The following is a 25,646-nucleotide window of genomic DNA, read 5'->3' on the forward strand; positions in this document are numbered from 1 at the left end:
CGTTAACCCACGATGCCGGGCGGTGTGGATACTAGGGTTACTCCACACAGCCCGGCATGCGTTTCGGGGTTATCGCCGAGGGATTATTCGGGTTCCTCCGTCGACTCTTAGAGACTACCAAATGTGTCCGTCAAATGGAGGACATCTTTGTACCCCGGTCTGTCCCCAGTGAGGGGGGGGTCAGGCCGCCAGCTCGGCGACCAGGGCCGCGACGAAGTCGTCGATGTCCTGCTCGGTGGTGTCGAACGAGCACATCCAGCGCACCTCGTGGCGGGCCGCGTCCCAGTCGTAGAACCGGAAGTGCTGCCGCAGCCGGTCCGCGACGCCGGCCGGAAGCGTGGCGAAGACGCCGTTCGCCTCGGTGGCCTGGCTGAACCCGACGCCCTGGATGCTGCCGTCCGCGATCCCCGCCTCCAGCGCGCCGCGCAGCCGGGACGCCATCGCGTTGGCGTGCGACGCCGATCGCAGGTAGAGGTCGTCGTGCAGCAGCGCGATGAGCTGCGCCGAGATGAACCGCATCTTGGACGCGAGCTGCATGTTGAGCTTGCGCAGGTAGAGCAGGCCCTCGGACGCGGCGGGGTTGAGGACGACGACGGCCTCGCCGTACAGCATCCCGTTCTTGGTGCCGCCGAAGCTGAGCACGTCCACGCCGGCGTCGGTGGTGAACTCCTTGAACGGCACGCCGAGGGTGGCGGCGGCGTTGGAGATGCGGGCGCCGTCCAGGTGCAGCTTCATGCCGCGCGCGTGCACGTGGTCCGCGATGGCACGGATCTCCTCGACGCTGTACGCGGTGCCGAGCTCGGTGGTCTGAGTGATGGACACGGCGAGCGGCTGCGCGCGGTGCTCGTCGCCCCAGCCCCAGGCCTCCCGGTCGATGAGCTCGGGGGTCAGCTTGCCGTCCGGGGTCTCGACCGTCAGCAGCTTGAGGCCGCCGACCTTCTCGGGCGCACCCGCCTCGTCGGTGTTGATGTGCGCGGTCTTTGCGCAGATCACAGCTCCCCAGCGCGGCACCATCGACTGCAGCCCGACGACGTTCGCGCCGGTGCCGTTGAACACCGGGAACACCTGGACGCCCTCGCCGAAGTGCTGCGCGAACACCTCGTGCAGTCGCTCGGTGTAGACGTCCTCGCCGTAGGAGATCTGGTGCCCGTTGTTGGCGGCGGCGATCGCGTCGAGGATCTCCGGGTGCACGCCCGCGTAGTTGTCCGACGCGAAGCCGCGCAGGTTGAGGTCATGGAGTTGTAGCGTCACTGTTCCATCCTAGATTTCGCCGCGCGCGGTCGCATTCGTGCCGAATGGCGCCTATCGAGGCGCGAAAGTCACCATTCGGCACGAATGTCGAGCGCGATGCGGGTGCCGTTGAGGGTGGCGGCGTCGGCGTCCCAGAGGCGCACGACCTCCTCGCCGAGCCGTTCCTCCAAGCCGGCGAGGGTCTTGACGACGAACACGACTGCGGCCGACTGCGGAGCCTCCTTGCCGAGGCCCTGAGCGACCGCGCGCGTCCACGCGTCGGCCGCCGCCTTGGCCGCGGCGTAGTTCGCGCCCCCCGCGTACGGCTTGTCGACCGCCGTGGAGGACACGACGGCCAGGCGGCCGGCGGGGGAGGCGACCAGGTCGTCGTAGAAGACGCGCGTGGTGTTCCGCAGGGTCTGGAAGCCGCGCTCCAGGAAGTCCCAGTCGTCGTCGCTCTGCCCGGCGATGCCGCCACCGCCGCGCCAGCCGCCGACGAGATGCACCAGGCCGTCGACCCGGCCGAACTTGAGGTGGATGCGCATCGCCAGCTCGGCCACCGCGTCGCGGTCGGCCAGGTCGCAGACCCGGGTGTCGACGCCCGGGACGGCCTCCGCCAGCGCGTCCAACGCCTCCTGCCGGGTGCCGACCGCGAGCACGGTCGCGCCCGCCGCCGTGAGCGCGCGCGCCACCGCCTCACCGGAGGCGCTGGTCGCGCCGGCGATCAGGACGAGCCGCCCGGAGACGCCGCTCGCCGGCGCCGGCGCGGTCCCTTCGGGTGAGAACCGCGCCGGCGTCGAACCGTGCTGATCCGTCACTCGTCCGTCGTTCCGGTGATGCCGGAGGTGGATTCGATGACGGCGGCCATCTTCTTATTGAGGGCTTCGTAGAACATCGAGAGCGGGAACTCGTCGTCCAGGACCGCGTCGGTGTATCCCTTCGGCGCGCCGGCGAGGGTCTCATCTGACAGCCCGCGCGCCCAGTTGGAGGCCGGGTTGGGGGTGAGGGTCTGGGTGAGCATGTCGTAGGCGGCGAGCCAGTGCGCGACTTTGGGCCGGTCGATGGAGCGCCAGTACAGGTCGTTGATCCGGTCCGAGAGCGCCACGACCACGTCGGGCACCTGATCCCAGTCGATGGTGAGCTGGGTGTCGGTCCAGTGCAGGACATTGTGCTGGTGCAGCCAGGCGAAGAGGAGTTGCCCGCCGAGGCCGTCGTAGTTGCGCACCCGGCTGCCGGTGATCGCGAACCGGAAGATCCGGTCGAAGATCACCGCGTACTGCACCAGTTTCGCGTGGTCGCGGATCTGCTGCTGCTGCTCCGACAGCTCCGACTCCGGCAGCGCCCCGAGCTGACGCTCCAGCCGCACGGACTCGCGGAACGCGGTGAGGTCGCAGCGCAGCTCTTCCAGGGAGTAGAGGAAGAACGGCATCCGCTGCTTGATCATGAACGGGTCGAAGGGCAGGTCGCCGCGCATGTGGGAGCGGTCGTGGATGATGTCCCACATCACGAAGGTCTCCTCCGTGAGCCGCTGGTCCTCCAGCATCCGGGCCGCGTCCTCCGGCAGCTCCAGCTTCGTGATCTCCGCGGCGGCGCGCACGACCCGGCGGTAGCGGGCGGCCTCCCGGTCCTGGAAGATCGCACCCCACGTGAAGGACGGGATCTCGCGCATCGCGACCGTCTCGGGGAACAGCACGGCCGAGTTGGTGTCGTAGCCCGGGGTGAAGTCCACGAAGCGCAGCGCGACGAACAGCTTGTTGCCGTAGTCGCCGGCCTCCAGCGCCGCCACGAACTCGGGCCAGATGACCTCGACCAGCACCGCCTCCACGAACCGGTTCGTGCTGCCGTTCTGCGTGTACATCGGGAACACCACGAGGTGGCCGAGGCCGTCGACGCGGTGCTGCTGCGGCTGGAACGCGTTCAGCGCGTCGAGGAAGTCGGGCACGCCGAAGCCCTCGTCTGCCCAGCGGCCGAAGTCGCGGCGGAGCGCGGCGAGGTAGTCGGCGTCGTGCGGGAAGAACGGGGCGAGCTCGGCGACGGCGTCGACGATCGTGGACGTGAGCTCGGCGGCGGCGGGCTTGTCGGACTCCTGCTCGACCGAGCCGTCCTTGACCTGGAGCGCCTGGAGGGCGGTCGCCGCCTCCTTGAGCCGCAGCCACGCGGGGAGCGTGGCGACCTCGCGGACGGAGCGGGCGTCCTCGACGACCTCGGGCTCCCCGACAATGGCTCCTGCAGTGAACTGCGGGACGAATTGAGACATGACGAACCTCCCGTCGTACGATCGGCCGCGCTCGCGGCTTTGCGATGGATCGCCGTTTCGGCGCTCCGATCCGAGCCTAACCGCGAACTCCGGGCGATTTCTTGACAGTTTCGCTGGAAACCTGCGCCGAGGAGGCGGATCGCGCACGAAAACGTCGCAGCGTCATGGCCGGCGCGCGCGCAGCTCTCTAACAGCATGACCGCACGCACCGACTCCATCGCCGTCCCGCACGTCGAGCGCATGCTCGCCTCCCGTTCCGGCGAGTGGATCCTCATCTCCTGCGACTGCCCGATCGGGGAGGACCACACCTACGCCGAGTGGGTGGCGCGCTTCGGCGTTCCGGGAGTCACCGCGTCGTGACGAGCTGAGCCGTGACGGCCAGGTTGTCGATCGACGCGGTCTGGGCGGGCGTCTGGAGGCAGGTCAGCAACACCAGCCGTCCGGGGACATTCGCCCAGAGGGCGGCGTCGGCGTGGACGTCCGGCTTGTGGACCGTCTCCGAGCCCGTCACCCGGTAGTGGAGGCCGCCCACGTAGACGTCGGCGCCCACCGCGACCGACGCCGTCCCGGCCGTCAGGTCGGTCAGATAGTCACCGGGGCACACCGCTCCGCCACGGCACGAGTGCATCACGACGAAGACCGTCCCGAGACCGGCGTCGGCGAGCTGCGTGCCGTAGTTGCGCACCAGGTAGGCGGACGAGAACCCCGGCGGGTCGATGACGCCGTCCACCTCGTTCAGCTCGCCGAGCGGCACGGTGAGCCCGGCGGACGGCACGTGCAGGGTCATCCCGGCGACCTGGGCGACCGCGTCCGTCCGCTGCTGCACGTTTCGCGACGGCGCCGGGAGGTCGACGGGATTCCCGCGCATGTCGGTGGGCCTGCCGCTGCCGCAGAGATACGCCGACACGGCGACGCCGCCCGCGACCACCGCGACGACGCACAGCAGCAGCGCGATCACGAGCCGGACCGGGCCGGGCCGGCGACGGCGCGCGACGGCGGCCGTCCGCCTACCCACGGCGCACCCGGGACCGGCCCGACCACCAGAGGTAGCCGCCGCCCGCGACCACCGCGGCCGCGAATCCGCCGGCCCACCAGGGGAACCCGGGTCCGGCGGCCGGCTCGTGCCCGCGTGCGACCGCGGCCGCCGGGGTCGGCGTCACGCGCTCGCCCGTCACGAGGATCCGCTGGCTGTTGATCCCGAGGGGCGTGCAGGTCACCAGGGTGACGAGGTCCTTCCCCGCCACCGGGTCGAGCGTCCTGGTCTGGTCAGGGTTCACGACCGCGATGGTCGAGACCCGGTAGGTGAGCGTCTCGCCGAAGACATAGAGCATGAAGGTGTCGCCGTCGCGCACCCGGTCGAGGTTCGTGAACAGCGTGGCCGATGCCAGCCCGCGGTGGCCGGCGAGCACGGCGTGGGTGCCGGGGCCGCCGATCGGGAGGGACGTGCCTTCGAGGTGGCCGACGCCCTCCGCGAGGGTCGCGTCGCCGGTGCCGTGATAGATCGGGAGGTCCGCGCCGATGGACGGGATGACGATCCGTCCCATCAGCCCGTACGCGTCCGCGGCCAGGAGCCGGTCGTAGTCGAAGCCCTGAGGCAGCGTGGCCGCGGTGCCGACGGGCACGCGTTCGTTGGCCTTCACCGCGCCGCCGCCGGTGAGCGCGGAGTTGTACGCCGCGGCCTCGTCCAGCGCCTGGAGGCGGCTGGCGGGCCCGATGGCCGTCACCGCGTCGCCGTACTGCGCGAGCCGGGCGGCCTCCTGCGCGGCGCTGAACCAGCTCGCCGTCGCCGGGTAGAGCGCGACGCTCACGCCCAGGAGGCACAGCACGGTGACCGCCACCGACAGGGCGGAGAGCCGCCACCGTCTCGCGGTGGCGGCCCTCCCGTGCTGCGGGGATGTCACGCGGCCGGCCCCTCCTCACGGGCGCGGCGACGGACCACGAGGACGGCCGCGCCGGCCGCGAGGGCGGCCAGGGCGAGGCCGCCGACGACGAAGACCGTCGTCCCGGTGGAGCCCGTCAGCGGCAGCGCGATCGGCGGCGCTTGCGGGTCGGTGACCGTCACGGTCGGGTTCGCGCCGGCGCCGGGGGCCACCGTCTGCGCGGACCCGCCGGACGACTGCGCGAACGCGGGCGCGATCACGTACCCGGCCGGGGCCTGCGTCTCCACGAGGTAGTAGGTCAGGTCCGGGCCGACGCCGTCGTTCTGCGCCTTGAGGCCGCCGATCGCCACGGCGCCGGACGCGTCGGACGTGAAGGTGGTGGCGCCGTTCACCGCGACCGGGTTCGTCAGGCTCTGCGCGTCGGCCCGGGAGGTGAACACCTGGAACTGCGCGCCGGCCAGGGCCTTCCCGTTCGGGTCGACCTTGTGGAGGCTCACGTCGCCCCACGTGTCCTGGACCGGATTGGAGGGCGTGGTGACGGTCGAGCCCGACTGGGTCGAGATGGTCTGGTCCGCGACGTTCTGGATCGTCCCGCTGCCGACCGCGCCGACCACGGTCGGGATCGTGGCGGTGACGACCGCGCCCGGGTGCGCCGTGAGCAGGGCGAGACCGGAGGCGGTGAAGTCCACGGTCACGGTCTGGCCTGACACGCTGACGGTGTAGTCCGCCGCCGTCAGCGCGATCGCCGTGCCGGTCGAGGAGGCCAAGGACACCGTCACCGTCGCCGGCGCCGGTGGGGTCAGCCGGGCGTCCAGCGGGTCGGTCAGCGAGTACTGGGTGAAGGCGTTCCCCGCGACCTGGTTCGGGACGGTGGACGTCACCCTCCAGGTGACCGAGGCGCCGAGGCCGTAGGCGCCGGTGTCGTCGACCGCCTTGACCGGTGCGCCCTCCACCGTGTTCTTCGGGTACACGAACACGTTCGTCAGCCAGTTCCCGCCCTGCGGCAGCGGCAGCGTCACCAGGAAGGGCGCGCCGAGCTGGGTGCCGGCCGGGGCGCTCGTCTCGGTGACCTCGTAGACGGCCGGCGTGGAGGTCGTGTACGTAGTGATGCCCGAGCCGCCGGTGGCCGGCAGGGCGGTCGCGGCGCCGGTCGTGTAGGTGGTGCCGCCGCCGACGACCTGGCCGGAGCCGTTCACCGTCAGCCCGGCCGCCGTGGTCCAGCCCGCGGGCGTCGTCAGGTCGACGCCGTTCACCGGCGCGACGCTGAACACCACGCCGGGGATCGGCGTGAGGGCGCTCGTCTGCGCGGTGCCGTTCGCGGGGGTCCCGCCGCCGGGAGGGTTCTGGAGCTTCGTGATCGTCAGGGTGTACGGGGCGGCCGGCGCGTTGCCGCCGGTCGTGTCCGCGCTCGCGGGGCCGGCGAACGCCGCCGCCCCCAGCAGCGCGAGGGCGCCGACGCCGATCGCGGCGGCGAGTCTTCTCGTGATGGTCATGGGATTCCTGTTCTGTGATCGGGCGAAGGAAAAGGGGTCTGCCGCGTTCAGCGTGGGAGCCTGCGGATCCGGCGCCGGAACTGCCAGACGGCCAGCACCGCAGCGACGGCGAAGCTCCCGATCGCCGCGACGGCGATGACGTCGGTGCCGAGGCCGCCGGTGAGCGGCAGGACGATCGCCGGAGCGCCGGGCGTCTGCGCGTGGTACTGGTCGTCGGCGGTGACGGGCGCGCCGGTGAACGCACCGGTTCCGGTCACGGTTGCGTCGTCGGCGTGGACGGCGTTGAAGCCGAGAGCGCTCAGCGTCGCGGTGCAGTGGACGGTCGCGCCGACGGCCAGGGGACCGGCCCAGTGGGTGCCGGTCGAGCCGTCCGGGAAGGCGCAGCTCAACCCGGTGACGGTCGCCGCGCCCGCGATGATCGCGTCGCTCACCGTGACGTTCTGCAGCGGCTCGCCTCCGGTGTTCGTCACGGTGAACGTCAGGCCGGTGGTCTTCGTCGCGTCGAGCGAGACTGCGGTGCCGGCGGTCGGCGCGTGGTTCCCCGCGGCGTCGGTCTTCGTGATCGCGACGGCCGGCGGCGTCGCGACCCGGATGCCGACCTTCACCGGCTCGGCCGGGAGCAGCGGGCCGCTCGGGCTGGAGGCGGCGTACGCGAGCGAGTTCCAGGCGACTTGGCCGGGGGTGGCCGACGCCGGCAGGTTCATCGCGTAGTCGACCTCCACCGTCTGACCGGGCTGGAACGTCAGCGCCGTGGCGTCGATGCGGACGGCGCGCACCTGGGCCCAGTCCGTCACCTGGGCGGCGGTCAGCCAGGTCGGCCCGCACCCCGCGGGCTGGTTCGGGTAGACCTCGGGGCGGCACGGGTTCGTGCTGAGCGAGTAGGTCGCCGTCACTCCCGGCGGGAGCGTGAGCGCGCCCGCGAGCGTCGGCGGGAACTGGGACCCGCGTGCCACGCCGCTCTGGCCTCCCGACACCCCGGTGTCACCGGCATACGGGAACACGTCGTAGACCAACAGGTCGGTGATCGGCGTCGAGCCGAGCGAGCCGATGTTCAGCCGCCACTGCGAGGTCCCCCCGGCCGGAGACGTGCCGACGGCCGGCGAGCCGGGGACCGAGAACAGGTACTGGCTGTCGAACTGGCCCTTGACCTCCTTCTGGGCGCCGGCCTGCGCTGACGTCCCGGTCGCGAAGGACGCGCTCGACGTCGTGCCGTTGCCGGGGGTCGGGGCCCAGGTCGGGTCCGCGTCGTCCCACACGCTCGCACTGTTGGTCTGCGTCGTCGCTCCTACGCCGGGTTTCACGACCGTGGAGAACTGGATCGTGAAGGCCTGCTGCCGGTTCAGGATCGCTCCAGGCGGGAAGGAGAACGTCACGGTCTGCCCGCTCTGCGTCACCGTCAGGCCGGCCGTCGTGTACGAGGGGTCGTACGTGTAGGCGCCGGACGCGCTGGTCACGACCGCGCTGCCCGGCACATAGCTGACGCCGGCCGGGAGTGTGTCGCTGACGTGCACCGGGGCGTCGAGGTAGTGCGCGTCTCCGGCAGCGCCGGCGTTGGAGACGAGGAGGCTCCACGGCGCGACCTGACCCGAGAGCAGGGCGTTCGGCCCGCCGGTGTAGGACTTGCGGATCAGCAGCGACGCGGCCGCGTTCTTGAAGTACGCCACCGCGCACGACTTGTCCTTGTCCCCGGCGGTGGCCATCGGCGTCGGCGGCGCGTTCGTGATCGACCACTGAGCGCAGTTGGTCTGCGTCATCGGCACGTAGCCGTCGCCCGCGGTCAGATGGCCGTCCACGTTGATGTAGAGCGTCGTCCCCGGGCTGACGGCGTACGGCGGCAGCGCGATCGAGTAGCCGGCGATCAGCCAGCCGCCGGGAACGAGGTACGGAACGGACGCATCCGTGGACTTCGTCACGGTCTGTGTCGTGCCGTCCGCGAAGAAGAACGTGAAGACGGACCCGGACGGGACTTTCTCGAACTGGGTGATCGTGAAGCCGGGGGTGCGGCAGTCCTGCGGGAGCGAGTTGCTCAGCGGCGCGCTGTCGCACGGCGGGTAGTCGTAGAGCGTGCCTCCGATCGGCACCTGGCCGGTGTTCCTGACCTGGAGGTTCCAGTTGTAGTTGGCCGTCTTGAAGATCGCGCTCGTGGCCGCGGGGTTCGGGGACACGGACTTGGTGAAGAGGCCGGAGCCGGCCGAGGCGTTCGCGAACGTGTGAGTCACGCTCGCGGTCGCGGACACGGTGGTCGGGTCCGTGACGGTCGTCGCCGTGAGCTTCGCCGTGTTGGTCACCGTGCTGGTCGGGCCGAAGGCGCCGGACGGATAGGTCACGTCGACCGTGGCGGCGATGGTGGCCGCCGACCCGCCCCGCCAGGTGACCGTGTTGGTCGCCGGGTCGTACACGCCGCCGTTGGTGGCGCTGACGAAGACCGCGCCCGCGGGGAGGGTGTCCACCAACGCGGCATCGGTCGTGTTCCAGTCGCCGGTGCCCGTGATGGCGTCGTTGAAGGTCCCCGTGAGCTGGTACGCCGTGATCCCGTCCAGGACCGAGTCGCCCTGCAGGACCTTCGTGACGTTCAGCACGGGCTTCGCCGTGATCGCGATCGGCGCCGCCGTGGCCGTCGCCAGTGCGCTCGCCGAGTCGGAGCTGAAGGTCGCCGTGGCCACGAGCGACGACTGGTCGGGCGTGGTGCCGGCCGCCGTCTTGCACGCGAAGGTGAGCTGACCGGACGCGCCGACCGGGATGCTGTTGCCGGCGCCGGACCCGATGAAGCCGGTCGACGTGGGAGTGAAGTCGCCGTTCGCCGTCGAGCCGCCGACCGTGCAGGTGACCGCGTGGCCCTGCGGCGAGAGCTTCGCGACGTTGACGGTGATCACCGCGTTCGCGCAGGAGGTGACGGACGGATCCACCGACGAGCACTGGTAGTTCACGGTCCACTGCGCGGTCGCCCCGGCCGGGATCGGCGTCGTGGCGGGCGCGATCGTCACCGAGAGGCTCGCGGACCCGCCCGCGCCGAGCGCCGGCCCGCCCGCGACGAGGGCGACCGCGCAGACGAGGAGGGCGGAGACGAGCGCGGCGAGCCGGCGCACGGCGGACCGGCGCGCGGCGGCGGGTGCGGAGTGCAGGGTGGGCGCAGGCACGTCGGGGTCCTCCGAGGGTTCGGGTCATCGGGTGCGGACCAGCAGGGCGTGGATCGGGTGATCGCGACTGGTTCTGAAGTTAAGGAGCGATTTCACCTCCCGGCGTGACGCTGCCCGTCCTGTGAGTTCGCTGACCGTGCCGGTGGATGGGGCGGGCGGGGGTGTGCGCGACCGGTGGGGAAGATGCGGTCGGCGCGGGAGTCGGAGTCGAGGTCGGAGTCGGTGTCGGTGTCGGGGTCGGCTCGGCGGTGGGGGCTGGGGTCGGTGTCGGGGTCGGGGTCGGGGTCGGTGTCGGGGTCGGTGTCGGGCTCGGCGTCGGCATCGGAGTCGGACGCGGGGTCGGAGGCGACGTCGGCTGCGCAGGGACCGCGGCGGGAGTCGGCTGCCCAGCGGTGGCGGCCGCGGCGGAGTCATCGGGGGCCGGCTGCGGAACCGGATCCCCCACCGACGCCGGAGGGGCGACGGGCTCGGGCGCCGGAGCCGGGCTCCCCTCGGGGACCGCGGCATCCGGGGCTCCGGGCGCGGCCGTCGCCGAGGGCCGCGCGAGGTCCGCCGCCGACGTCGCCACCGGCTCGCGCGGCGCGACGCCGAGTGAGACCGCCACGATCGAGGTCACTGCGACGACGGCCGCCCCTGCCACGACCGTCGACGCCCCCCACGTCCGCCATCCCACTCCCGGCGCCGGCTCAGCGCTCGCCGCCGGCCCCTCGCCACGCTCCGCACCGCCCGCATACGCCGCAGCCCCACCGACCCCCGCCGCCAGCGGCAGCAGCACGAACCCGATGTGCCGGTTCGCCTCCGCCGCCTCCACCGCGACCACCCGGCAGTCCGCGCAGTCCTCCAGGTGCGCGTCCAGGCGCCGCTGCACGCTCGCCGCCAGCCGCTTGCGCAGGCCGATGCCGAGGTGCTCGATCGCCCAGTGGTGCTCCGAGCCCTCCGGGACCGTCGCCAGGTGGGCCTGGATCCAGGCGGCGCGCAGTCCCTCCCGCGCCCGGACCGCCAGGGCCGCCACGGAGTTGGCGCTCATCCCGAGCAGCGGTGCGACCTCCCGCGGCGGCAGGTCCTCGACCTCCGTGTACCAGAGCACCTCCTGCCAGCGCGGCGGGAGGGCTCGGAAGGCCGTGGCCGCCAGCGAGCGGTCCAGGTCGGCGAGCCGGGTCGCCTCGGTGAACCGCAGGTCCTCGATCTCCTCGGCGTGCTCGATCGCGATCTCGTGCGACGCCCGGCGACCCCAGCTCGCCGCGGTGTTCCGGATCACCGTGAACAGGTACGGCCGGAAGCCGCTGGTGGGGCCGCCGCCGTCGGCGATCGCCGCGAACATCCGGGTGAACGCCTCCGACACCAGGTCGTCGGGGTCGAACGTGGTCGTGTACGAGCGCGCGACGGTCACGCCCGCGCGATGGTGCCGCTGCCACAGCTCGGCGAAGGCGCGCTCGTCGCCGCCGCGGGTGCGGTCGACGAGCTGACTGTCGGACAGGCCGGTGATGGCGTCCTTGCGGGCAGCGAGACGGGACACGTGCTCTCCAGATCGGGACTGGTCGGCGGCGCCGGAAGACGACCGTGTTGAAGAGACCGCCGGACACCGTTTCCATGACGAATCCCGTCGCGTGGGATTTCACCCCTCCGTCGCGTCATGGATTCCCGGAGGCCCGCTCTCTCACATGCCGGAACGTCACTCGTGCCGTCCGGTGCAGCTCGAGGGGAGGCTGCTCGCGGGGTGCCGGTGCATTCGGGAAAGGCCGGGCACCCCGCGAACCTGCACTGTCCCCGGCGGCCCCTAGAGTGCTCTCGTGACCACGGACCAGACCGCCGCCGCCGTCATCGAGGCGCTCGCCGCGCTGGCCGACCCGGCGGACGCCGTCTTCCTCCAGCGCTTCTTCAAGACCGGCCCCGGCGAGTACGGCGAGGGCGACGTCTTCCTCGGCGTGCGCGTGCCGCAGACCCGCGCGGTCGCGAAGCGCTTCGCCGGCCTGCCGCTGCCCGAGGTCAGCGCGCTGCTGGACAGCCCGGTCCATGAGCACCGGCTGGCCGGGCTCATCGTCCTGAACGCCGCCTTCGCCCGGGCGAGCGGCGTCCGCACCCGCGACGACGGCGAGCGGGAGCGGCTGGCCGCCTTCTACCTGCAGGCCGTGCGCGGCGGGCGCGTGAACAACTGGGATCTCGTGGACGCCTCCGCCGAGTACGTGCTCGGCGCGTTCCTCCTCGACCGCCCGCGCGGGCTGCTGGACGAGCTCGCCGCCAGCCCCGTGTTGTGGGAGCGGCGGGTGGCCGTGCTCTCCACCTTCACGTTCCTCAAGGCGGGTGACGCCTCCACGACGCTGGAGCTCGCGGCACGCCTGCTGGACGATCCGGAGGACCTCATGCACAAGGCCGTCGGCTGGATGCTGCGCGAGACCGGCAAGCGGGTCGACCGCGCGCTGCTCACCGGCTTCCTGGACGAGTACGCCGGGCGGATGCCGCGCACGATGCTCGCCTACGCGACCGAGCACCTCGACGCCGCGACGAGGGCCGCGTATCGGGCAGCGCCTCGCCGGAGCGGAAGGGGCCTGAGATGATGGACGGATGGCGAGAACGGTTCGAGGCGCACGCGTCCTGATCACGGGCGCGGCCTCCGGCATGGGCCTCCTCTATGCGGAGCGCGCGGTCCGGGAGGGCGCCCGGCACGTCGTGCTCTGGGATCGTGACGAGGCCGGCCTCACCCGGCTCACCGATCGCCTGCGCGCCGAGGTGCTCGCGGGCCGCACCGTCACGGCGTGGGGCGCCCCGGCCGGCTCGCCGAGCTCGGCGACCGGAGGCACCGCGGCCGGCACGAGCATCCATCCGTACATCGTCGACCTCCGCGAGCTCGGCGGCATCGCCCAGGCCGCGCAGTCGGTGCGCAAGGAGCTCGACGGCGTGGACGTGCTCGTCAACAACGCAGGGATCGTCCGCGGCAAGTTCTTCTGGGAGCACGACAACGGCGACGACACCCGCGCGACCATGCAGGTCAACGCGCTGGCGCCGATGTACACGACGCGGGAGTTCCTGCCCGGGATGATCGCGAGCGCCCGCGAGGCGCGCATCGTCAACATCGCCTCCGCGGCCGGCACCCTGGCCAACCCGCGCATGAGCGTCTACGCGGCCAGCAAGTCCGCCGTCATCAACTGGAGCGACAGCCTCCGCCTCGAACTGGAGCAGCAGGGCTTCGGCCACGTGAAGGTGACGACCGTGGCGCCGAGCTACATCGACACCGGGATGTTCGAGGGCGCCCGCGGGCCGCTGCTCACCCCCATCCTCACCCCGGAGTACGTGGTCGACCGGGTCTGGCGGGCGATGCTCGCGGGCAAGCCGGTCCTGCTGCTGCCGTGGTCGGTCGGTCTCGCGAAGACGCTGAAGGGCGTCCTCCCCACGCGCGCCTGGGACGCCGTCGGGCGGCTGTTCGGCGTCTACAGCTCGATGGACGAGTTCACCGGCCGCTGACGTGACGATCCGTGCCGGTCTCGCGGCCGGACATGGATATCCGTGCACCCGAGCGCCGCCGGGCCGCTGCTGTCGCGCAGCCTGGATGCGCGGGCCGAAACCGGGCCCGTTCGTTCGAAAGGCAGCATCATGAAACGGATCGGTACACGGATCGGGTCGGCCCTGGCGTTCGTCGTCGCGCTGGGCGTGGCACTCGGCGGGCTCACCACGGCGCCCAGCGCGGACGCGGCTCAACGCGACTTCTCCGGCCTCCAGTGGGAGGCGACCGGCACCCTCCTCGGGGCGGATTACCTCCGCGTCGACCTCGACGTCGACCGGATCGAGGAGGCGCACAAGGGGCTGCACACCCCGAAGCTGAGGCATGCCGGCGGCCAGGCCGTCTGGGGCATGCCGTACTACTTCCTGGGGGTGGACCCGGCGACAGGGATGTACCGGCCGGACAGCATCCTCGTCTGCATCGACGTCCTGCACGTCGACTACCAGGTGCCGGACGGGTCGGAGTACTTCGAACTGGCGACCGTGGTCCCGCCAGAGACCGCTGTGCGCATCTCGCGGGTGCTCAACGCGGGCCTCCAGACGGCGCAGGAGCGCGGCCTCTCGATCGCCACCGACGGCACCCGGCCGCTGACGTTCCGCACCGCGGAGGCGGCGGAGGTCATGCTCGCGGCGCAGGTGGAGGCCTGGTACCTGTTCGCCAAGGACAACCTCCTCGAGCCGTTGCCCCATCTGGAGCGCGGTGACTTCTCGGCGGTCGGCGTCGACCTGCCGGCGCTCCACGCCGAGCTCGACGCGCTGCTCGCCCGCTTCGAGGCGACCCCGGACTTCGCCTCCGACCCCGTCACGTTCGCCGACCGGGTCACCCTCACCGACGCCGACGCCCTCCGCGGTTTCACCCTGGAGGTCGACCCCGCCACCTCCACGCCCGGCTACGACGACTACCTCGGGGTGACCACCTCGGCAGACGGCAGCCTCCACGTCACGAAGAAGAAGCCACTCGACCGACCGGTGACGCTCGGCTTCCGCAAGACGTTCACGCACGCCCTGGGCGGCGGCTCGCCGCTCGGCAGCGGGGTCCGCGCGGCGAACGACCAGATCAAGACGGTGCTCTCCAACCTGTATGCGGCCGGCTTCGAGGTCCCGTTCGCGGAGGACTTCGGGCCGCTCGACCCGCCGCCGCAGGACCCGCCGGCGCAGCCCGCCGTGTCGATCGCCAAGGACGACGGCCGGACGATCGTGACCGCCGGTGAGCGACTCGACTACGTGCTCGTCGCGGCCAACGTCGGGGACGTCCCCGCACCGGATGTGGTCGTTGCCGACACGCTCCCCGAGCACCTGGACTTCGTGGAGTCCTCGGTCGTGCCCAGCGCGGCGTCGTCCGGCTCGACGCTCGTCTGGGAGCTCGGCGAGCTGGCCGCGGGGGAGCGGCGCGAGATCGTCGTCTCGGCGAACGTCCGCGCCGACGTCCCGCAGGGCACGTCGATCGTGAACACCGCGTCCATCACCGCGGACGGCGTCTGCGAGGACGACCAGGCGACAGGGGCGGTCTGCACCGACGACGACACCGACATCGTGGTCCCGCCGCTCGACCCCGGGACGGTCGACGCGGAGGGTGTGACCCCGGCGAGCTCGCAGGTCACTGCTCCGGCCGGTTCGCTCGCGACCACCGGCGAGGCGCTCGCCAACGCCTGGACGCTGGCGGCGCTCGCCGTCGTGCTGCTGGTGACGAGCGGAATCCTCGCGCTCGGGCAGGCGCTGAAGCGCCGGTCGAGCAGGACGTAACCGCTAGAGCGGCACAGCGACGAGTGGCGGGTCCGTGCGCGGTCCCGTCACTCGTGCGCGTGCGGCGACGCCCGCGACGGAGGCCCGGAACTCGCGCGGCGAGATGGCGTACCGGCCGGTGAAGAGCCGGCTGAAGTGCGCGGCGTCCTTGAACCCCCAGCGCGCGGCGACCTCGGCGATCCGGAGGCCGCCGAACTCCGAGTCGGCCAAGTCGCTCCGGCAGCGCTCCAGGCGCCGCGACCGCACCCAGGCGGCGACGGTGCTGTCGTGCTCCCCGAAGAGCGCGTGGAGTTTGCGGACCGACATGAAGTTGGCGCTCGCGATCTCCGCCACCGAGAGGTCGGGCCGGGAGAGGTTCACCTCGATGTACTCGATGACCTGGTCGAGCTGGGACGCGTTCGCGCCGCTCTCGCGGGCCTGCAGCGCCTCCACCACGACGGCGCCGAGCATCCCGACCGCGCTCTCGACCAGGCGCCGGCCGGCGCCGCCCTCGAGGCGGTGGGCGGTGCGGCCGAGCTGCACGGCGAGCGGGTGGACGATGCCGACGAGGGGACGCTCCCGCTCGAAGCGCACCGCCACAACGTCGTCCACGGTGCTCGCGGGCACCGGCAGCGCGCGGTGCGGGATGCGCACGATGAGGCTCTCCCCGCCGTGGTCGAGCAGGAAGGGACGTGCGGCGGTGTACGCGGTGATGTCACCGGCCCGCACCGCCGCGGCACGGCCGTCCTGCTCCAGCGTGCTCTCCCCGGTGAGCTGGATGTGGATCATCGCGTTGGCCCCGGTCTCGCTGCCGCCGTGCTGGTGGGGCTGCTCGACCGTGTGCCGCGAGCCGCTGATGGCGTTGAGCACGACGCCGCCGACGATCGCGCCGCTCACGGCCGTGCGGAAGGTCTGCGACTCCGTGGTCGTGCACAGCAGCGGGACCGTCGTCTCGCTGAACCTGCGGCGCGTGTCGTCGTAGTTCAGGAGCAGCCGCGCGAATCGTCGATCCGGCGGCTGCTCCCCAGGTTTCATGGCGGCGGTCCGTTCTCTCGCTCCCGGTCTCCCGGCGATCGCTCCCCGTGAGATATGACATTCCTGAGGGGAGAACTTAGCAGAGCCGCGCAGGGGTCAGCCGAGGCCTCCCCGGTCGACGTCCTCGCGCCAGGCGCCCGTCTCGGCGGGCTGCGCCTCGATGAACTCCTTGAAGTTGCGCAGGTCCTTCTTGACGGCGTGGTCGTCCACGCCGAGCGCCGCGCCCGCCTTCTCGAGCGCGTCGCCGGGCTGCCAGTCGAACTGCACGGTGACGCGTGTGCTGTCCGCGGAGAGGTGGTGGAACGTGACGACGCCCGCATGGACGACATCGCCCGCCACGCTCTTCCAGGCCACCCGCTCGTCCGGGTGCTGCTCGGTGATCACCGTGTCGAACTCCCGGGTCGCGCCGCCGATCTTCACGCGCCAGTGGTTCGTGGTGGCGTCGACCTGGCGGATGTCCTCCACCTGGTCGAGGAAGTGCGGGAAGCTCTCGAACTGAGTCCACTGGTTGTAGGCGGTGGTGACGGGGACGTTCACGTCGATGCTCTCGGTCACTGCGGTCATGGGCCGATTCCTTTCCTCGATGTGTGCGGATTCGGCGACGACGCTAGGCGGGGTCGGGGGAGCGCGCGAGGGGGTCGACAGTCCGCCGGGATGGTGAGAGGGTGGCGGGCGAAGCGGGGGTCAGGCCCGGCGCGGGTCCGGCCCGGCGCGGGTCATCCCCAGCGGCGGTTCGCCCACCGTTCGAACAGCCCGACCAGGGAGTCGGTCAGCTTGCCGAGAATCGCGAGCAGGATGATCGCGAGGAAGAGCCGGTCCGTGCGCCCGTTGTTCTGCGAGTCGCTGAGCAGGAAGCCGAGCCCCATCGAGGAGGCGATCAGCTCCGCGGCGACGAGGAACAGCCACGCCTGGGCGAGCGCGAGCCGCAGTCCCGACACCACCGACGGCAGCACGGACGGCAGCTGCACGGTCGTGAACAGCCGCACGCCGCCGAGGCCGAACGCGCGCCCGGCCTCCACGAGCTGCCGGTCGACGTGCCGGAGGGCGGCGGCGACGGTCGTGTAGACCGGGAAGAACGCGCCGATCGCGATCAGGATGATCTTGGAGTCCTCGCCGATCCTGAACCACAGGATCAGCAGCGGCACCCACGCGAGCGACGGCACCGCCCTGATCGCGCCGAGCGTCGGGCTGAACAGGATGTCGCCGAGCCGCGACAGCCCGACTATCGCGCCGAACAGCAGCCCGAGCGCCGCGCCGAACGCGAAGCCGATGAGGACGCGCTGCGTCGAGATCGCGATGTAGAGGCCGAGCAGGCCGCGCTGCGCCAGGTCGACGCCGGCCTGGACGACCATCGCGGGCGTGGGGAGCTGGGAGGAGGAGAACGCGCCGGAAGTGGAGGCGAGCTGCCAGACGACGAGCAGCGCGACCGGGATCAGCGCGCCGCCGACCACCCGCACGGAACGGCGCGAGAGGAACGGCACGCGCGGCGAGGCATCCCGCGGGGAGCTCTCCCGGGGTGTCTGTCGCGCGACCGAGGTGCCGCCCCCTGGCCCTCCGACCACGATCAGCGGGCCGTCCCCGTCCGGCGCGTTCTGGTACGTCATCCCGCGCTCAACCGCCGATCGCGCTCGGGTCGGCCTTCTTCGCGAAGGTCGGGTCGAGGAGGCTGCCGAGTGCCTTGTCGATGTCGGCCTGCGTGCGCACGTCGCCGGACTCCACGAAGATCGGGCCGACCTTCTTCAGTACCGCGAGCTGAGCCGCGCCGGGGACGTTCGAGACGCCCAGGTTGCTGCGCTCGGTGATGACCGTGGTCGCCACCGCCGGGTCGATGCCGGCGACGTCCGCGAGGATCTTCGCCGTCTCATTCGGGTGCTTCAGCGCCCAGGCGCGCGCGTGCTCATACGTGTTCACGACCGTCTGCGCGACGTCCGGCTTCGAGGAGAGGAAGGACTCCGTCGCGTTGAGGAACCCGTACGTGTTGAACTTCACGTTCCGGTAGATCAGCTTCGCCCCGGCCTTCTGGGCGTTCGCCATGATCGGGTCGAGCCCGCTCCAGGCCTGCACCGAGCCGTTCTGCAGCGCCGCCCAGCCGTCGGCGTGCTGGAGGTTCTGGATGGTGACGTCGCTCGCCGACAGCCCGTTGGCCTCCAGCGCCTGCAGCAGGAAGAAGTAGGGGTCGGTGCCCTTGGTCGCCGCGATCTGCTTGCCCTTGAGCTCCTTCACCGAGGTGATCGGGGAGTCCGGGCCGACCACGAGCGCCGACCACTCCGGCTGCGAGAAAATGTCGATGGTCGTGATCGCGGAGCCGTTGGCGCGCGCGAGCAGCGCGGCGGAGCCCGCCGTGGACCCGACGTCGATCGCGCCGGAGCGGAGCGCCTCGTTGGCCTTGTTCGACCCCGCCGACTGCACCCAGTTCACCGTGATGTCCTGCTTCTTGAGTGCCTTCTCCAGCCAGCCCTCCTTCTTGATGACCAGGCTGAGCGGATTGTAGGTCGCAAAATCGATGTTGAGCGTCCCGCCCTTCGTGACCCCGGCGGTGGAGCCGGAGGCCGCGCCCTCCCCGGCGACGCAGCCGGAGAGCAGGAGGGCGGCCGCCGCGGTGAGCGCGGCGACGGCGGTGACGATCGTGGGTCTGCGGTGCATGCCGGGTGCCTCTCGTGTCTGGTGACGCCGGGGGTGGCGGCTCGTGCTGTGGTTCGAGCCTCCCGGATGCGCGGACGGGCCGGGCGCGATCCGGTGAATCTGTGGAATCAGTAGGGGAAGACCGGGATTGTGGAGGACTGATGGTCGTCCAGAGCCCTCCCGTGCCGGTCGATCCCGAGCCCGTCGAGCAGCTCGGCCCGGAGCTCGGCGAGCGCTGCGGAGCCCCGGTCGCGCGGCCGTGCGCCGGGGACCGTGACGACGCGACGGATGGTCGCGCCGTCACGGCCGTCCTCGCGGCCCAGCAGGATGACGCGGTCGGCGAGCTGGAGGGCCTCGTCGACGTCGTGCGTGACGAGGAGGATGGTGGCGGGGTTCGCGGCGTGGACGTCGAGGAGCAGATCCTGCATCCGCAGCCGCGTGAGCGCGTCGAGCGCCCCGAACGGCTCGTCCAGCAGCAGGACTCCGGGGTTCCGGGCCAGAGCCCGCGCGAGGGAGGCGCGCTGCGCCATGCCCCCGGAGACCTCCCGCGGCCGCAGCGAGGCCGACGCCTCCAGCCCCACGAGCTCAAGCAGCCTGCCGACCCGCTCACGCCCCGCTGTCCGGTCGAGCCCGCGCGGCAGCCCGAGCGCGACGTTGTCGGCGAGCGACCGCCACGGCAGCAGCCGCGGCTCCTGGAACCCGACGGCGCACCGCCCGTCGATCCCCGCGACGGGCGACCCGTCGATCAGCGCCGCCCCGGCCGTGGGCGAGTCGAGCCCGCCCGCGATGCGAAGGAGCGTCGACTTGCCGCACCCGCTCGCTCCCAGGATCGCGACGACCTCCCCAGCCTCGACGCGCAGCGAAACGTCCCGCAGCACGGTCCTCGCGGCGGGGGCGACCCCGCGCCGCCGCGGCCCGCCGAACGCCCGCCCGACCCCGACGAAGTCGACGGAGAACGTGGACGCGGAGGAGGCGGATGGCATGGTCCCTCGACGCTATCGACAGCGGCCCAGCGGCTGCTCGCGGGGCGCAATGCGGCGTAACGAACCGTTGTGCGAGGTGGGCCGCATTCCGCTTTCTTACGTGCCAGCACGGTTCCCCCATCCCCGCCCCTTGCATTGGGATTGGAAATATGAGCCTCACCACCAGCGCCCCGCGCCCCTCGATCGACCTCACCGGCCGCGACCTCGCCGTCGACCTCGTCCGGGTGTGCTGCGTGCTCGTCGTCGTCACCGCCCATCTGCTGATGGTCGGCGTCGGGTTCGGCGCGGACGGCGCGCTGGAGATCTCCAAGCCGCTCACCGACCAGCCCTGGTTCGCCGCCGTGTCCGTCTTCGGACAGGTGATGCCGCTGTTCTTCGCGCTCGGCGGCTTCGCCGCCATCACCGGCTGGCGCTCACTGCGCGCGCGGGGAGGTGACGGCACCGACTTCCTCCACGCCCGGCTCATCCGGCTCGTGCGCCCGACCCTGCCGGTCTTCGTCTTCTTCACCGTCGCGCTGTGGGGCGCGCGGGGGCTCGGCGCACCGGAGGACGTCATTGCCGGGGTGGCGGCCGGTGTCGGGACGCCGCTCTGGTTCCTGGCCGCGTTCCTGCTGTGCCAGTGGGCGGCGCCGGTGATGATCCGGCAGCACGAGCGCGCGCCCTGGCACACCCTGGTCGGTCTCGCCGGCGCCGCCACCGCCGTCGACCTGTTCCGCCTCGGCACCGGCGTCGCGATGGTCGGCCTGATCAACCTGGCGTTCGTGTGGCTGTTCGCGCAGCAGCTCGGTTTCCTCTACGCCGACGGCGTCTTCTTCCGGATGCGGCGCCGGTGGCTCCTCGCGCTGGCCGCCGCTGCCGCCTCCCTCATCGTCGCGGGCGTCGCCGGTGGTGTGTATTCGCCGGACATGCTCGCCAACCAGTACCCGGCCGTGTTCGCCATCGGTCTGCTCGCGATCGTCCAGCTCTGCGGGCTCGCCCTGGTCCACCCGGCGCTGACCGCGCTGATGCGCACGCGGCCGGCCCGTGCCCTCACGTTCGTCGTCGGCAGCCGGCTGATGACCGTGTACCTCTGGCACCTGACCTGCATCATCGCGATCACCGGAGTCTGCCTGTCGGTCCCGGGATGGCATCCCGCCCCCGGCAGCGTGGACTGGTGGGCGAGCCGCCCGCTCGTCCTCGTCGCCGCGTTCGCGCTGGTGCTGCTGCTCTCGCTCGCCGTCGCCCGGTTCGAGCGGGGCCCGCGCCCGCTCACCGCCACCGAGCGACGGGCGCCCGCCTGGCGCGTGCAGCTGGCGACGTTGCTCGCGTTCGTCCCGCCGTTCGTCATCCTGATCCACGGCCTGGACCCGACGCTCGCCCTGTTCGGCCTCAGCCTGTACTCCTCGGCCCTGATCCTCATCCGCCCGGACCGCGTCGCCACGGGCCGAGCGCCTTCCCTCACGCGCTGACCGCACCCTCCCGCCCGCGCCGCACCGTCGCCGTCAGCAGCGACGGCACGGCGACCAGGCAGCGAACGAACAGCGCCGGCGCGCCGGGCTCACCAGATCATCGGCCGGTCGTCGTCGTCCTCGTCCGTCGCGACCTCCGCCAGGTCGACCAGCACGGGCACGTGGTCGCTCGGTGCGTCGCCCTTGCGCTCGTTGCGGTGGATGCTCGCGTCCGTCACCCGGCCGGCGAACGCTGGAGAGCCGAGGATGAAGTCGATCCGCAGCCCTTCGTTGCGCGGGAACCGCAGCTGCTTGTAGTCCCAGTACGTGTAGCCGTCCGGCACGATCGGCCGCACGACGTCCGTCAGGCCGGCCTTCTCGAACGCGGCGAACGCCGTGCGCTCCGGCGGCGAGATGTGCGTGGAGGCGCCGGGGATCAGGCTCGGGTCGCCGACGTCGGAGTCCAGCGGAGCGACGTTCCAGTCGCCCATCAGCGCGAGCTGCTGGCCGGGGTTCTCGGTCAGCCAGCGCTGCGTGTCCGCGGCGAGGGCGGCCAGCCAGTCCAGCTTGTAGACGTAGTGCGGGTCGTCGAGCGAGCGGCCGTTCGGGACGTACAGGCTCCACAGCCGCACCCCGTCGACCGTCGCGCCGATCGCGCGGGCCTCCTTCGGGAGGTCGGGGCCGTCGTGGTGCTTCAGGAACCCCGGCATGTCGGGGAAGCCGATCTCGACGTCCTCGATCGGCAGCCGGGCGGCGATCGCGACGCCGTTCCACTGGTTGAGGCCGTGCAGGACGACCTCGTACCCGGCCGCCTCGAACGCCTCGTAGGGGAACTGCTCCGGCTTGCATTTGATCTCCTGCATGGCCAGGACGTCCACGTCCTCCCGGACCATCCAGTCCACCACCCGGGCGACTCGGGTGCGGATGGAGTTCACATTCCAGGTGGCGACGCGCATGCCCCGATCGTATCGGGGACCGCCGACCTGCTTGCCGGAACGGGTTAACCGTAGAATGTCAGACGTGACGGACGCACGACAGCAGCTCATCGACCACATCTCCGCCGAGGCGGTCTTCCACGGGGACTTCACGCTGACCAGCGGAAAGAAGGCCACCTACTACGTCGACCTGCGCAAGGTGAGCCTCGACCACCGCGTCGCGCCGCTGATCGGCCAGGTCATGCTCGACCTGATCGCGGACGTGCCGGACGTGGTCGCGGTCGGCGGGATGACGATGGGCGCCGACCCGGTCGCCGCCGCGATCCTCCACCAGGGAGCGGCCCGCGGGCTCGCGTACGACGCGTTCGTCGTCCGCAAGGAGCCGAAGGACCACGGCCGCGGAAAGCAGGTCGAGGGCCCGGACCTCGAAGGCAAGCGCGTGATCGTCCTGGAGGACACCTCCACCACCGGAGGCTCCCCGCTGAAGGCCATCGAGGCCCTGAAGAAGGTCGGCGCCGAGATCGCCGGCGTCGCCGTGGTCGTCGACCGCAACACGGGCGCGCGCGAGGTCATCGAGTCGGCCGGCTACCCGTACTTCGCCGCCATCGGCCTCGAGGATCTGGGGCTGGCGTAGTGGCGGAACACCGCGAACCCCCGGCGGGGGAGGAGCCGGACCCGGAGCAGCCGACCGAGCCGGAGGTGGGGAGCGCGGAGTGGTTCCTCGCGCAGCTCAGCGGCGGGCGGCCGTTGACGCGGCCGCGGGCGCCGGGTGCGGAGGGGGAGTCGGAGGCTGCGTCGTCGCCGGATGATGCGGCTGCGTCGCCTGCGGCGCCTGCGGCGCCCGTGTCCCCTGCGTCGCCTGCGGCGCGGGTGGAGCCCGCTGCGCCGATCGAGCCTGCCGATTCCACGTCGCTCTGGCCGTTCACCGCGGAGGGTCCGACCTCCGACGAGCCTGTGCCCCCGGCTGAGGCTGCCGCACCCGTCCTGTCCGCTCCCGCGCCCTCGTCCGCGTTCGAGGACCTCCTCCGAGAGCCGGCCGCTCCCGAGCCCACGGCCGACGAGAGCGCCGCCGGAGTCCCCGACGCAACGCCCATCGCCCCGACCGCCCCCGGCTTCACCTGGAACCTGACGTCCCGCGAAAGCCCGGAGCCCGAGGCGCCATCCTTGTTCGGCGACGACGGGGCCACCGTGGACGAGGACGCCGTCGACGACGCTCCACCCGTCCGCCGCTCCAACTTCGTCGAGCCGCCCCCCTCGCAGCCGACCCCGGTCACGCCGGCGGCCCCGGAGTCCGGGGCGGAGCCGACTTCAGCCGTGCCCGTGCCGGACTCGATCCCGGAGCCGACGGCCTCGACGCCGCAGGAGCCGACCGCCGCGCCCGAGCAGTCGCCTGCCCCGGCGTCTGCGACACCCGCCGTGCCGCCGACGCCGCAGGGGTCGCCTGAGCCGGTGTCGGAGGCGTCCACGCTGACCTCAGACCAGTCGCCAGCCGCGACCCCGGAGCCGCCCGCCGCGCCGACCGAGCAGGCCCCGCCCGCCGCTGCGCCGCCGACTCAGCCGTTCGTGCCGAGCGGGTTCGTGGCCGCGCTCCGCATGCCGCAGCCTCCGGAGGTCGGTGACCGCTTCTCCGGTCCCGATGAGGTTCTGGAGCCGACCGCCGCGGACCAGGGCGTCCCCGGCTTCGCCACCCACGAGGCCGCGGCTCCCGAACCAGCAGCCTCCGACGTCGAGGCCTCCGGACCAGCAGCGTCCGAGCCCGCAGCGTTCGAGCCGATCGCAGCCGAGCCCGCCGCCTCCGAGCCCACCGCCTCCGAGCCCGCAGCGTCCGACCCCACCCCGACCGGCCCCATCGAAGGCCACGGGCTGGCGGCCCTGCTCGGGATGTTCGAGGAGGAGCGCCCTGCTCCGCGCCCGCTGCTCGGGGACACCACGGGCATCATCCCGATCCAAGCCACTCCGCTGACACGCAAGGACGCCCTCCAGGCCGAAGCCGACGCGCAGGCGCAGGCTGACGCGGGCGCGCAAGCGGATGCGGGCGCGCAGGCGCAGGCGGAGGAGCAGGCCAGAGCGGATGCCCAGGCTCAGGCGATAGCTGCCGCGCAGGCGCACGCCGCCGCGCAGGCGCAGTCCGCCGCGCAGGCTGAAGCCGCCGCGCAGGCTGAAGCCGCCGCGCAGGCCGAAGCCGCCGCGCAGGCGCAGGCCGAAGCCCAGGCACAGGCTGAGGCCTCCCAGCGCGCCCGTGACGAGGAACAGGCCGCCGCAGCGCGTGCCGAGGCCGAGGCGCAAGCACGCGCCTGGGCGGCGGCCGGAGGCGCCGGCGAATCCCGCGACATCGCTCCGACCCCGCCTCCCCTCGTGGAACCGGGCACCGCACCCGCCGCGTACGACGGGGCCGCTCAGACCGAGGCGGTCCTCGGCGCGCCGCCGTCTCCCGCGACCAGTCCGTTCGATGCGGAAGCGCTCGCCGCGGCCTCGGCTGCCGGACCGGACGTCTTCGCACCGATCGCCGACTCGACACCGGCGCAGGCCGACCGTCCCGCGTCGGAGGCCGCCAACGAGCCGGACGCGGACGAGGAGCAGGACGGCATCGCCGCGCTCTTCGGCGACTTCGGCATTGACGAAGAGCCCGACGACGCCCACGACGAGGCCGACCACGCCCAGCGCCCTGCACCATTCGATCAGGCGCCTGAGGCTGAGCGTGCCCAGCCCTCACCCTTCACCCAGCCGTCCCCGTTCGGCGAGTCCAGCGGACACGATGCGCCCACTCCGTTGGGTGAGCCCTCGCAGCCGGCCGACGACGCGCCGACGCCGGGCGGGGCCGACGCACTACTCCCCGCGGCCGCCCTGGGGATTGACGCCATCCTCTTCCCCGAGCTCGCGCCGCAGCAGGAGCCGGAGGCTCAGCCGGAGCCCGAAGCGCTGCCGCGGCACGAAGCCGCCGGCCATCCCGCAACCCCGGCCTCACCGGACTCCGCAGCCTTCGCGTTCGACGAGCCGTCGGCCGGGCTGGAGGGGCCGCAGGTCGGGTCCGGAACGGGCGGATTCGACGCCCTCCTGACCCCGACGGTGGCCTTCGACGCCCTGGACACGCCGACCGTCGCGTTCGACGCCGCCGCGGCGGCCCGAGACACGACTCCGCCCAGCGACGCTCCGCCAACCTCCGGAGCCGATTCGGCTGCCGCTGGCACGGCGGCCGCAGCCGCCGCCGCAGCTCCGACCGCCGCCGGTGCCGCACCTGCCGCCCCTCCCGCGGCGTCCCCCACCTCCACCCCCACCCCCTGGACCTCCCCCAACACCTCCACCACTCCCGCACCCCCCACCTCCACCCCACCCACACCCCCCACCCCGCCCGCCTCCCCGCAACCCCCCATCAACCGCCGCCTCTTCCTCATCCTCGGCGTCCTCGCGGTCCTGCTCGTCCTGGTCGGTC

General features: G+C 72.4%; 20 protein-coding genes and 1 pseudogene. 7 read left to right on the forward strand and 14 right to left on the reverse strand.

The genetic code is table 11. The features are described 5' to 3' along the window. Positions 1–180: 180 nt before the first annotated feature. From ABCS02_RS28825 to ABCS02_RS28835, 3 genes are all read right to left on the reverse strand, one after another. Positions 181–1,251 (reverse strand): low specificity L-threonine aldolase, encoded by a 1,071-nt coding sequence (locus ABCS02_RS28825; RefSeq protein ID WP_345839147.1) that lies wholly within the window; start codon positions 1,249–1,251, stop codon positions 181–183. Positions 1,252–1,319: 68 nt separating this feature from the next. After that, the gene (locus ABCS02_RS28830) at positions 1,320–1,958 is read right to left on the reverse strand and encodes an SDR family NAD(P)-dependent oxidoreductase (RefSeq protein WP_345839178.1); all 639 of its coding nucleotides are present in this window, start codon (positions 1,956–1,958) and stop codon (positions 1,320–1,322) included. Positions 1,959–2,044: 86 nt separating this feature from the next. Then, on the reverse strand, positions 2,045–3,487 hold the full coding sequence (locus tag ABCS02_RS28835) for a DUF6421 family protein (RefSeq protein WP_345839148.1): 1,443 nt from the start codon (positions 3,485–3,487) through the stop codon (positions 2,045–2,047). A 195-nt stretch (positions 3,488–3,682) separates the two neighbouring features. On the opposite strand from ABCS02_RS28835, the gene ABCS02_RS28840 reads away from it, so the two are divergent. Continuing rightward, on the forward strand, positions 3,683–3,847 hold the full coding sequence (locus tag ABCS02_RS28840; protein WP_345839149.1) for a hypothetical protein: 165 nt from the start codon (positions 3,683–3,685) through the stop codon (positions 3,845–3,847). Here the strand turns inward: ABCS02_RS28840 and ABCS02_RS28845 are convergent. From ABCS02_RS28845 to ABCS02_RS28865, 5 genes are all read right to left on the reverse strand, one after another. Continuing rightward, positions 3,834–4,502 (reverse strand): class F sortase, encoded by a 669-nt coding sequence (locus tag ABCS02_RS28845; protein ID WP_345839150.1) that lies wholly within the window; start codon positions 4,500–4,502, stop codon positions 3,834–3,836. The two genes, ABCS02_RS28840 and ABCS02_RS28845, sit on opposite strands and share 14 nt — an antisense overlap. Beyond that, positions 4,495–5,388 (reverse strand): class C sortase, encoded by an 894-nt coding sequence (locus ABCS02_RS28850; protein ID WP_345839151.1) that lies wholly within the window; start codon positions 5,386–5,388, stop codon positions 4,495–4,497. The genes ABCS02_RS28845 and ABCS02_RS28850 overlap by 8 nt, the downstream gene beginning before the upstream one ends. Continuing rightward, positions 5,385–6,860, reverse strand: coding sequence for a SpaH/EbpB family LPXTG-anchored major pilin (locus tag ABCS02_RS28855; RefSeq protein ID WP_345839152.1), 1,476 nt, complete (start codon positions 6,858–6,860; stop codon positions 5,385–5,387). The genes ABCS02_RS28850 and ABCS02_RS28855 overlap by 4 nt, the downstream gene beginning before the upstream one ends. Positions 6,861–6,907: 47 nt before the next feature. After that, positions 6,908–9,997 (reverse strand): hypothetical protein, encoded by a 3,090-nt coding sequence (locus tag ABCS02_RS28860; protein WP_345839153.1) that lies wholly within the window; start codon positions 9,995–9,997, stop codon positions 6,908–6,910. Positions 9,998–10,076: 79 nt separating this feature from the next. Next, positions 10,077–11,513, reverse strand: a complete 1,437-nt coding sequence (locus ABCS02_RS28865) for a sigma-70 family RNA polymerase sigma factor (RefSeq protein ID WP_345839154.1) — start codon at positions 11,511–11,513, stop codon at positions 10,077–10,079. A 274-nt stretch (positions 11,514–11,787) separates the two neighbouring features. Here ABCS02_RS28865 and ABCS02_RS28870 point away from each other — a divergent pair, with 274 nt between their 5' ends. From ABCS02_RS28870 to ABCS02_RS28880, 3 genes are all read left to right on the forward strand, one after another. Then, positions 11,788–12,552, forward strand: a complete 765-nt coding sequence (locus ABCS02_RS28870) for a DNA alkylation repair protein (RefSeq protein ID WP_345839155.1) — start codon at positions 11,788–11,790, stop codon at positions 12,550–12,552. Positions 12,553–12,559: 7 nt separating this feature from the next. Next, positions 12,560–13,456 carry an SDR family NAD(P)-dependent oxidoreductase gene (locus ABCS02_RS28875; RefSeq protein ID WP_345839156.1) on the forward strand — a complete coding sequence of 299 codons (897 nt, stop codon included), beginning with the start codon at positions 12,560–12,562 and terminating at the stop codon, positions 13,454–13,456. A gap of 129 nt (positions 13,457–13,585) precedes the next feature. Further along, positions 13,586–15,235 carry a DUF11 domain-containing protein gene (locus ABCS02_RS28880; RefSeq protein ID WP_345839157.1) on the forward strand — a complete coding sequence of 550 codons (1,650 nt, stop codon included), beginning with the start codon at positions 13,586–13,588 and terminating at the stop codon, positions 15,233–15,235. Between the two features lie 3 nt (positions 15,236–15,238). Here the strand turns inward: ABCS02_RS28880 and ABCS02_RS28885 are convergent, their stop codons facing one another. The 5 genes from ABCS02_RS28885 to ABCS02_RS28905 form a co-directional block, all read right to left on the reverse strand. After that, entirely contained in the window at positions 15,239–16,249 is a 1,011-nt protein-coding gene (locus tag ABCS02_RS28885) for a helix-turn-helix domain-containing protein (protein ID WP_345839158.1), read from the reverse strand. A 96-nt stretch (positions 16,250–16,345) separates the two neighbouring features. Continuing rightward, complete coding sequence (locus ABCS02_RS28890; RefSeq protein WP_345839159.1) at positions 16,346–16,813, reverse strand: SRPBCC family protein; 468 nt, start codon at positions 16,811–16,813, stop codon at positions 16,346–16,348. 152 nt (positions 16,814–16,965) lie between these two features. Next, positions 16,966–17,853 (reverse strand): ABC transporter permease, encoded by an 888-nt coding sequence (locus ABCS02_RS28895; protein WP_345839160.1) that lies wholly within the window; start codon positions 17,851–17,853, stop codon positions 16,966–16,968. Between the two features lie 7 nt (positions 17,854–17,860). Beyond that, the gene (locus ABCS02_RS28900; RefSeq protein ID WP_345839161.1) at positions 17,861–18,892 is read right to left on the reverse strand and encodes an aliphatic sulfonate ABC transporter substrate-binding protein; all 1,032 of its coding nucleotides are present in this window, start codon (positions 18,890–18,892) and stop codon (positions 17,861–17,863) included. A 107-nt stretch (positions 18,893–18,999) separates the two neighbouring features. Then, the gene (locus tag ABCS02_RS28905) at positions 19,000–19,854 is read right to left on the reverse strand and encodes an ABC transporter ATP-binding protein (protein ID WP_345839162.1); all 855 of its coding nucleotides are present in this window, start codon (positions 19,852–19,854) and stop codon (positions 19,000–19,002) included. A 149-nt stretch (positions 19,855–20,003) separates the two neighbouring features. Between ABCS02_RS28905 and ABCS02_RS28910 the strand changes: the two genes are divergently transcribed. Further along, positions 20,004–21,302, forward strand: coding sequence for an acyltransferase (locus tag ABCS02_RS28910; RefSeq protein WP_345839163.1), 1,299 nt, complete (start codon positions 20,004–20,006; stop codon positions 21,300–21,302). An 89-nt stretch (positions 21,303–21,391) separates the two neighbouring features. Here ABCS02_RS28910 and ABCS02_RS28915 read toward each other — a convergent pair whose 3' ends face one another. Then, a complete protein-coding gene (locus tag ABCS02_RS28915) occupies positions 21,392–22,237 on the reverse strand; it encodes an exodeoxyribonuclease III (protein WP_345839164.1) in 846 nt (281 codons plus the stop codon). A 55-nt stretch (positions 22,238–22,292) separates the two neighbouring features. On the opposite strand from ABCS02_RS28915, the gene pyrE reads away from it, so the two are divergent. Further along, positions 22,293–22,850, forward strand: a complete 558-nt coding sequence (gene pyrE, locus ABCS02_RS28920; protein WP_345839165.1) for an orotate phosphoribosyltransferase — start codon at positions 22,293–22,295, stop codon at positions 22,848–22,850. Further along, positions 22,850–25,646 (forward strand): annotated as a pseudogene (locus tag ABCS02_RS28925) (hypothetical protein); the annotation flags it as partial. The gene pyrE and the pseudogene ABCS02_RS28925, both read left to right, overlap by 1 nt.

The organism is Microbacterium sp. X-17 (assembly GCF_039615055.1).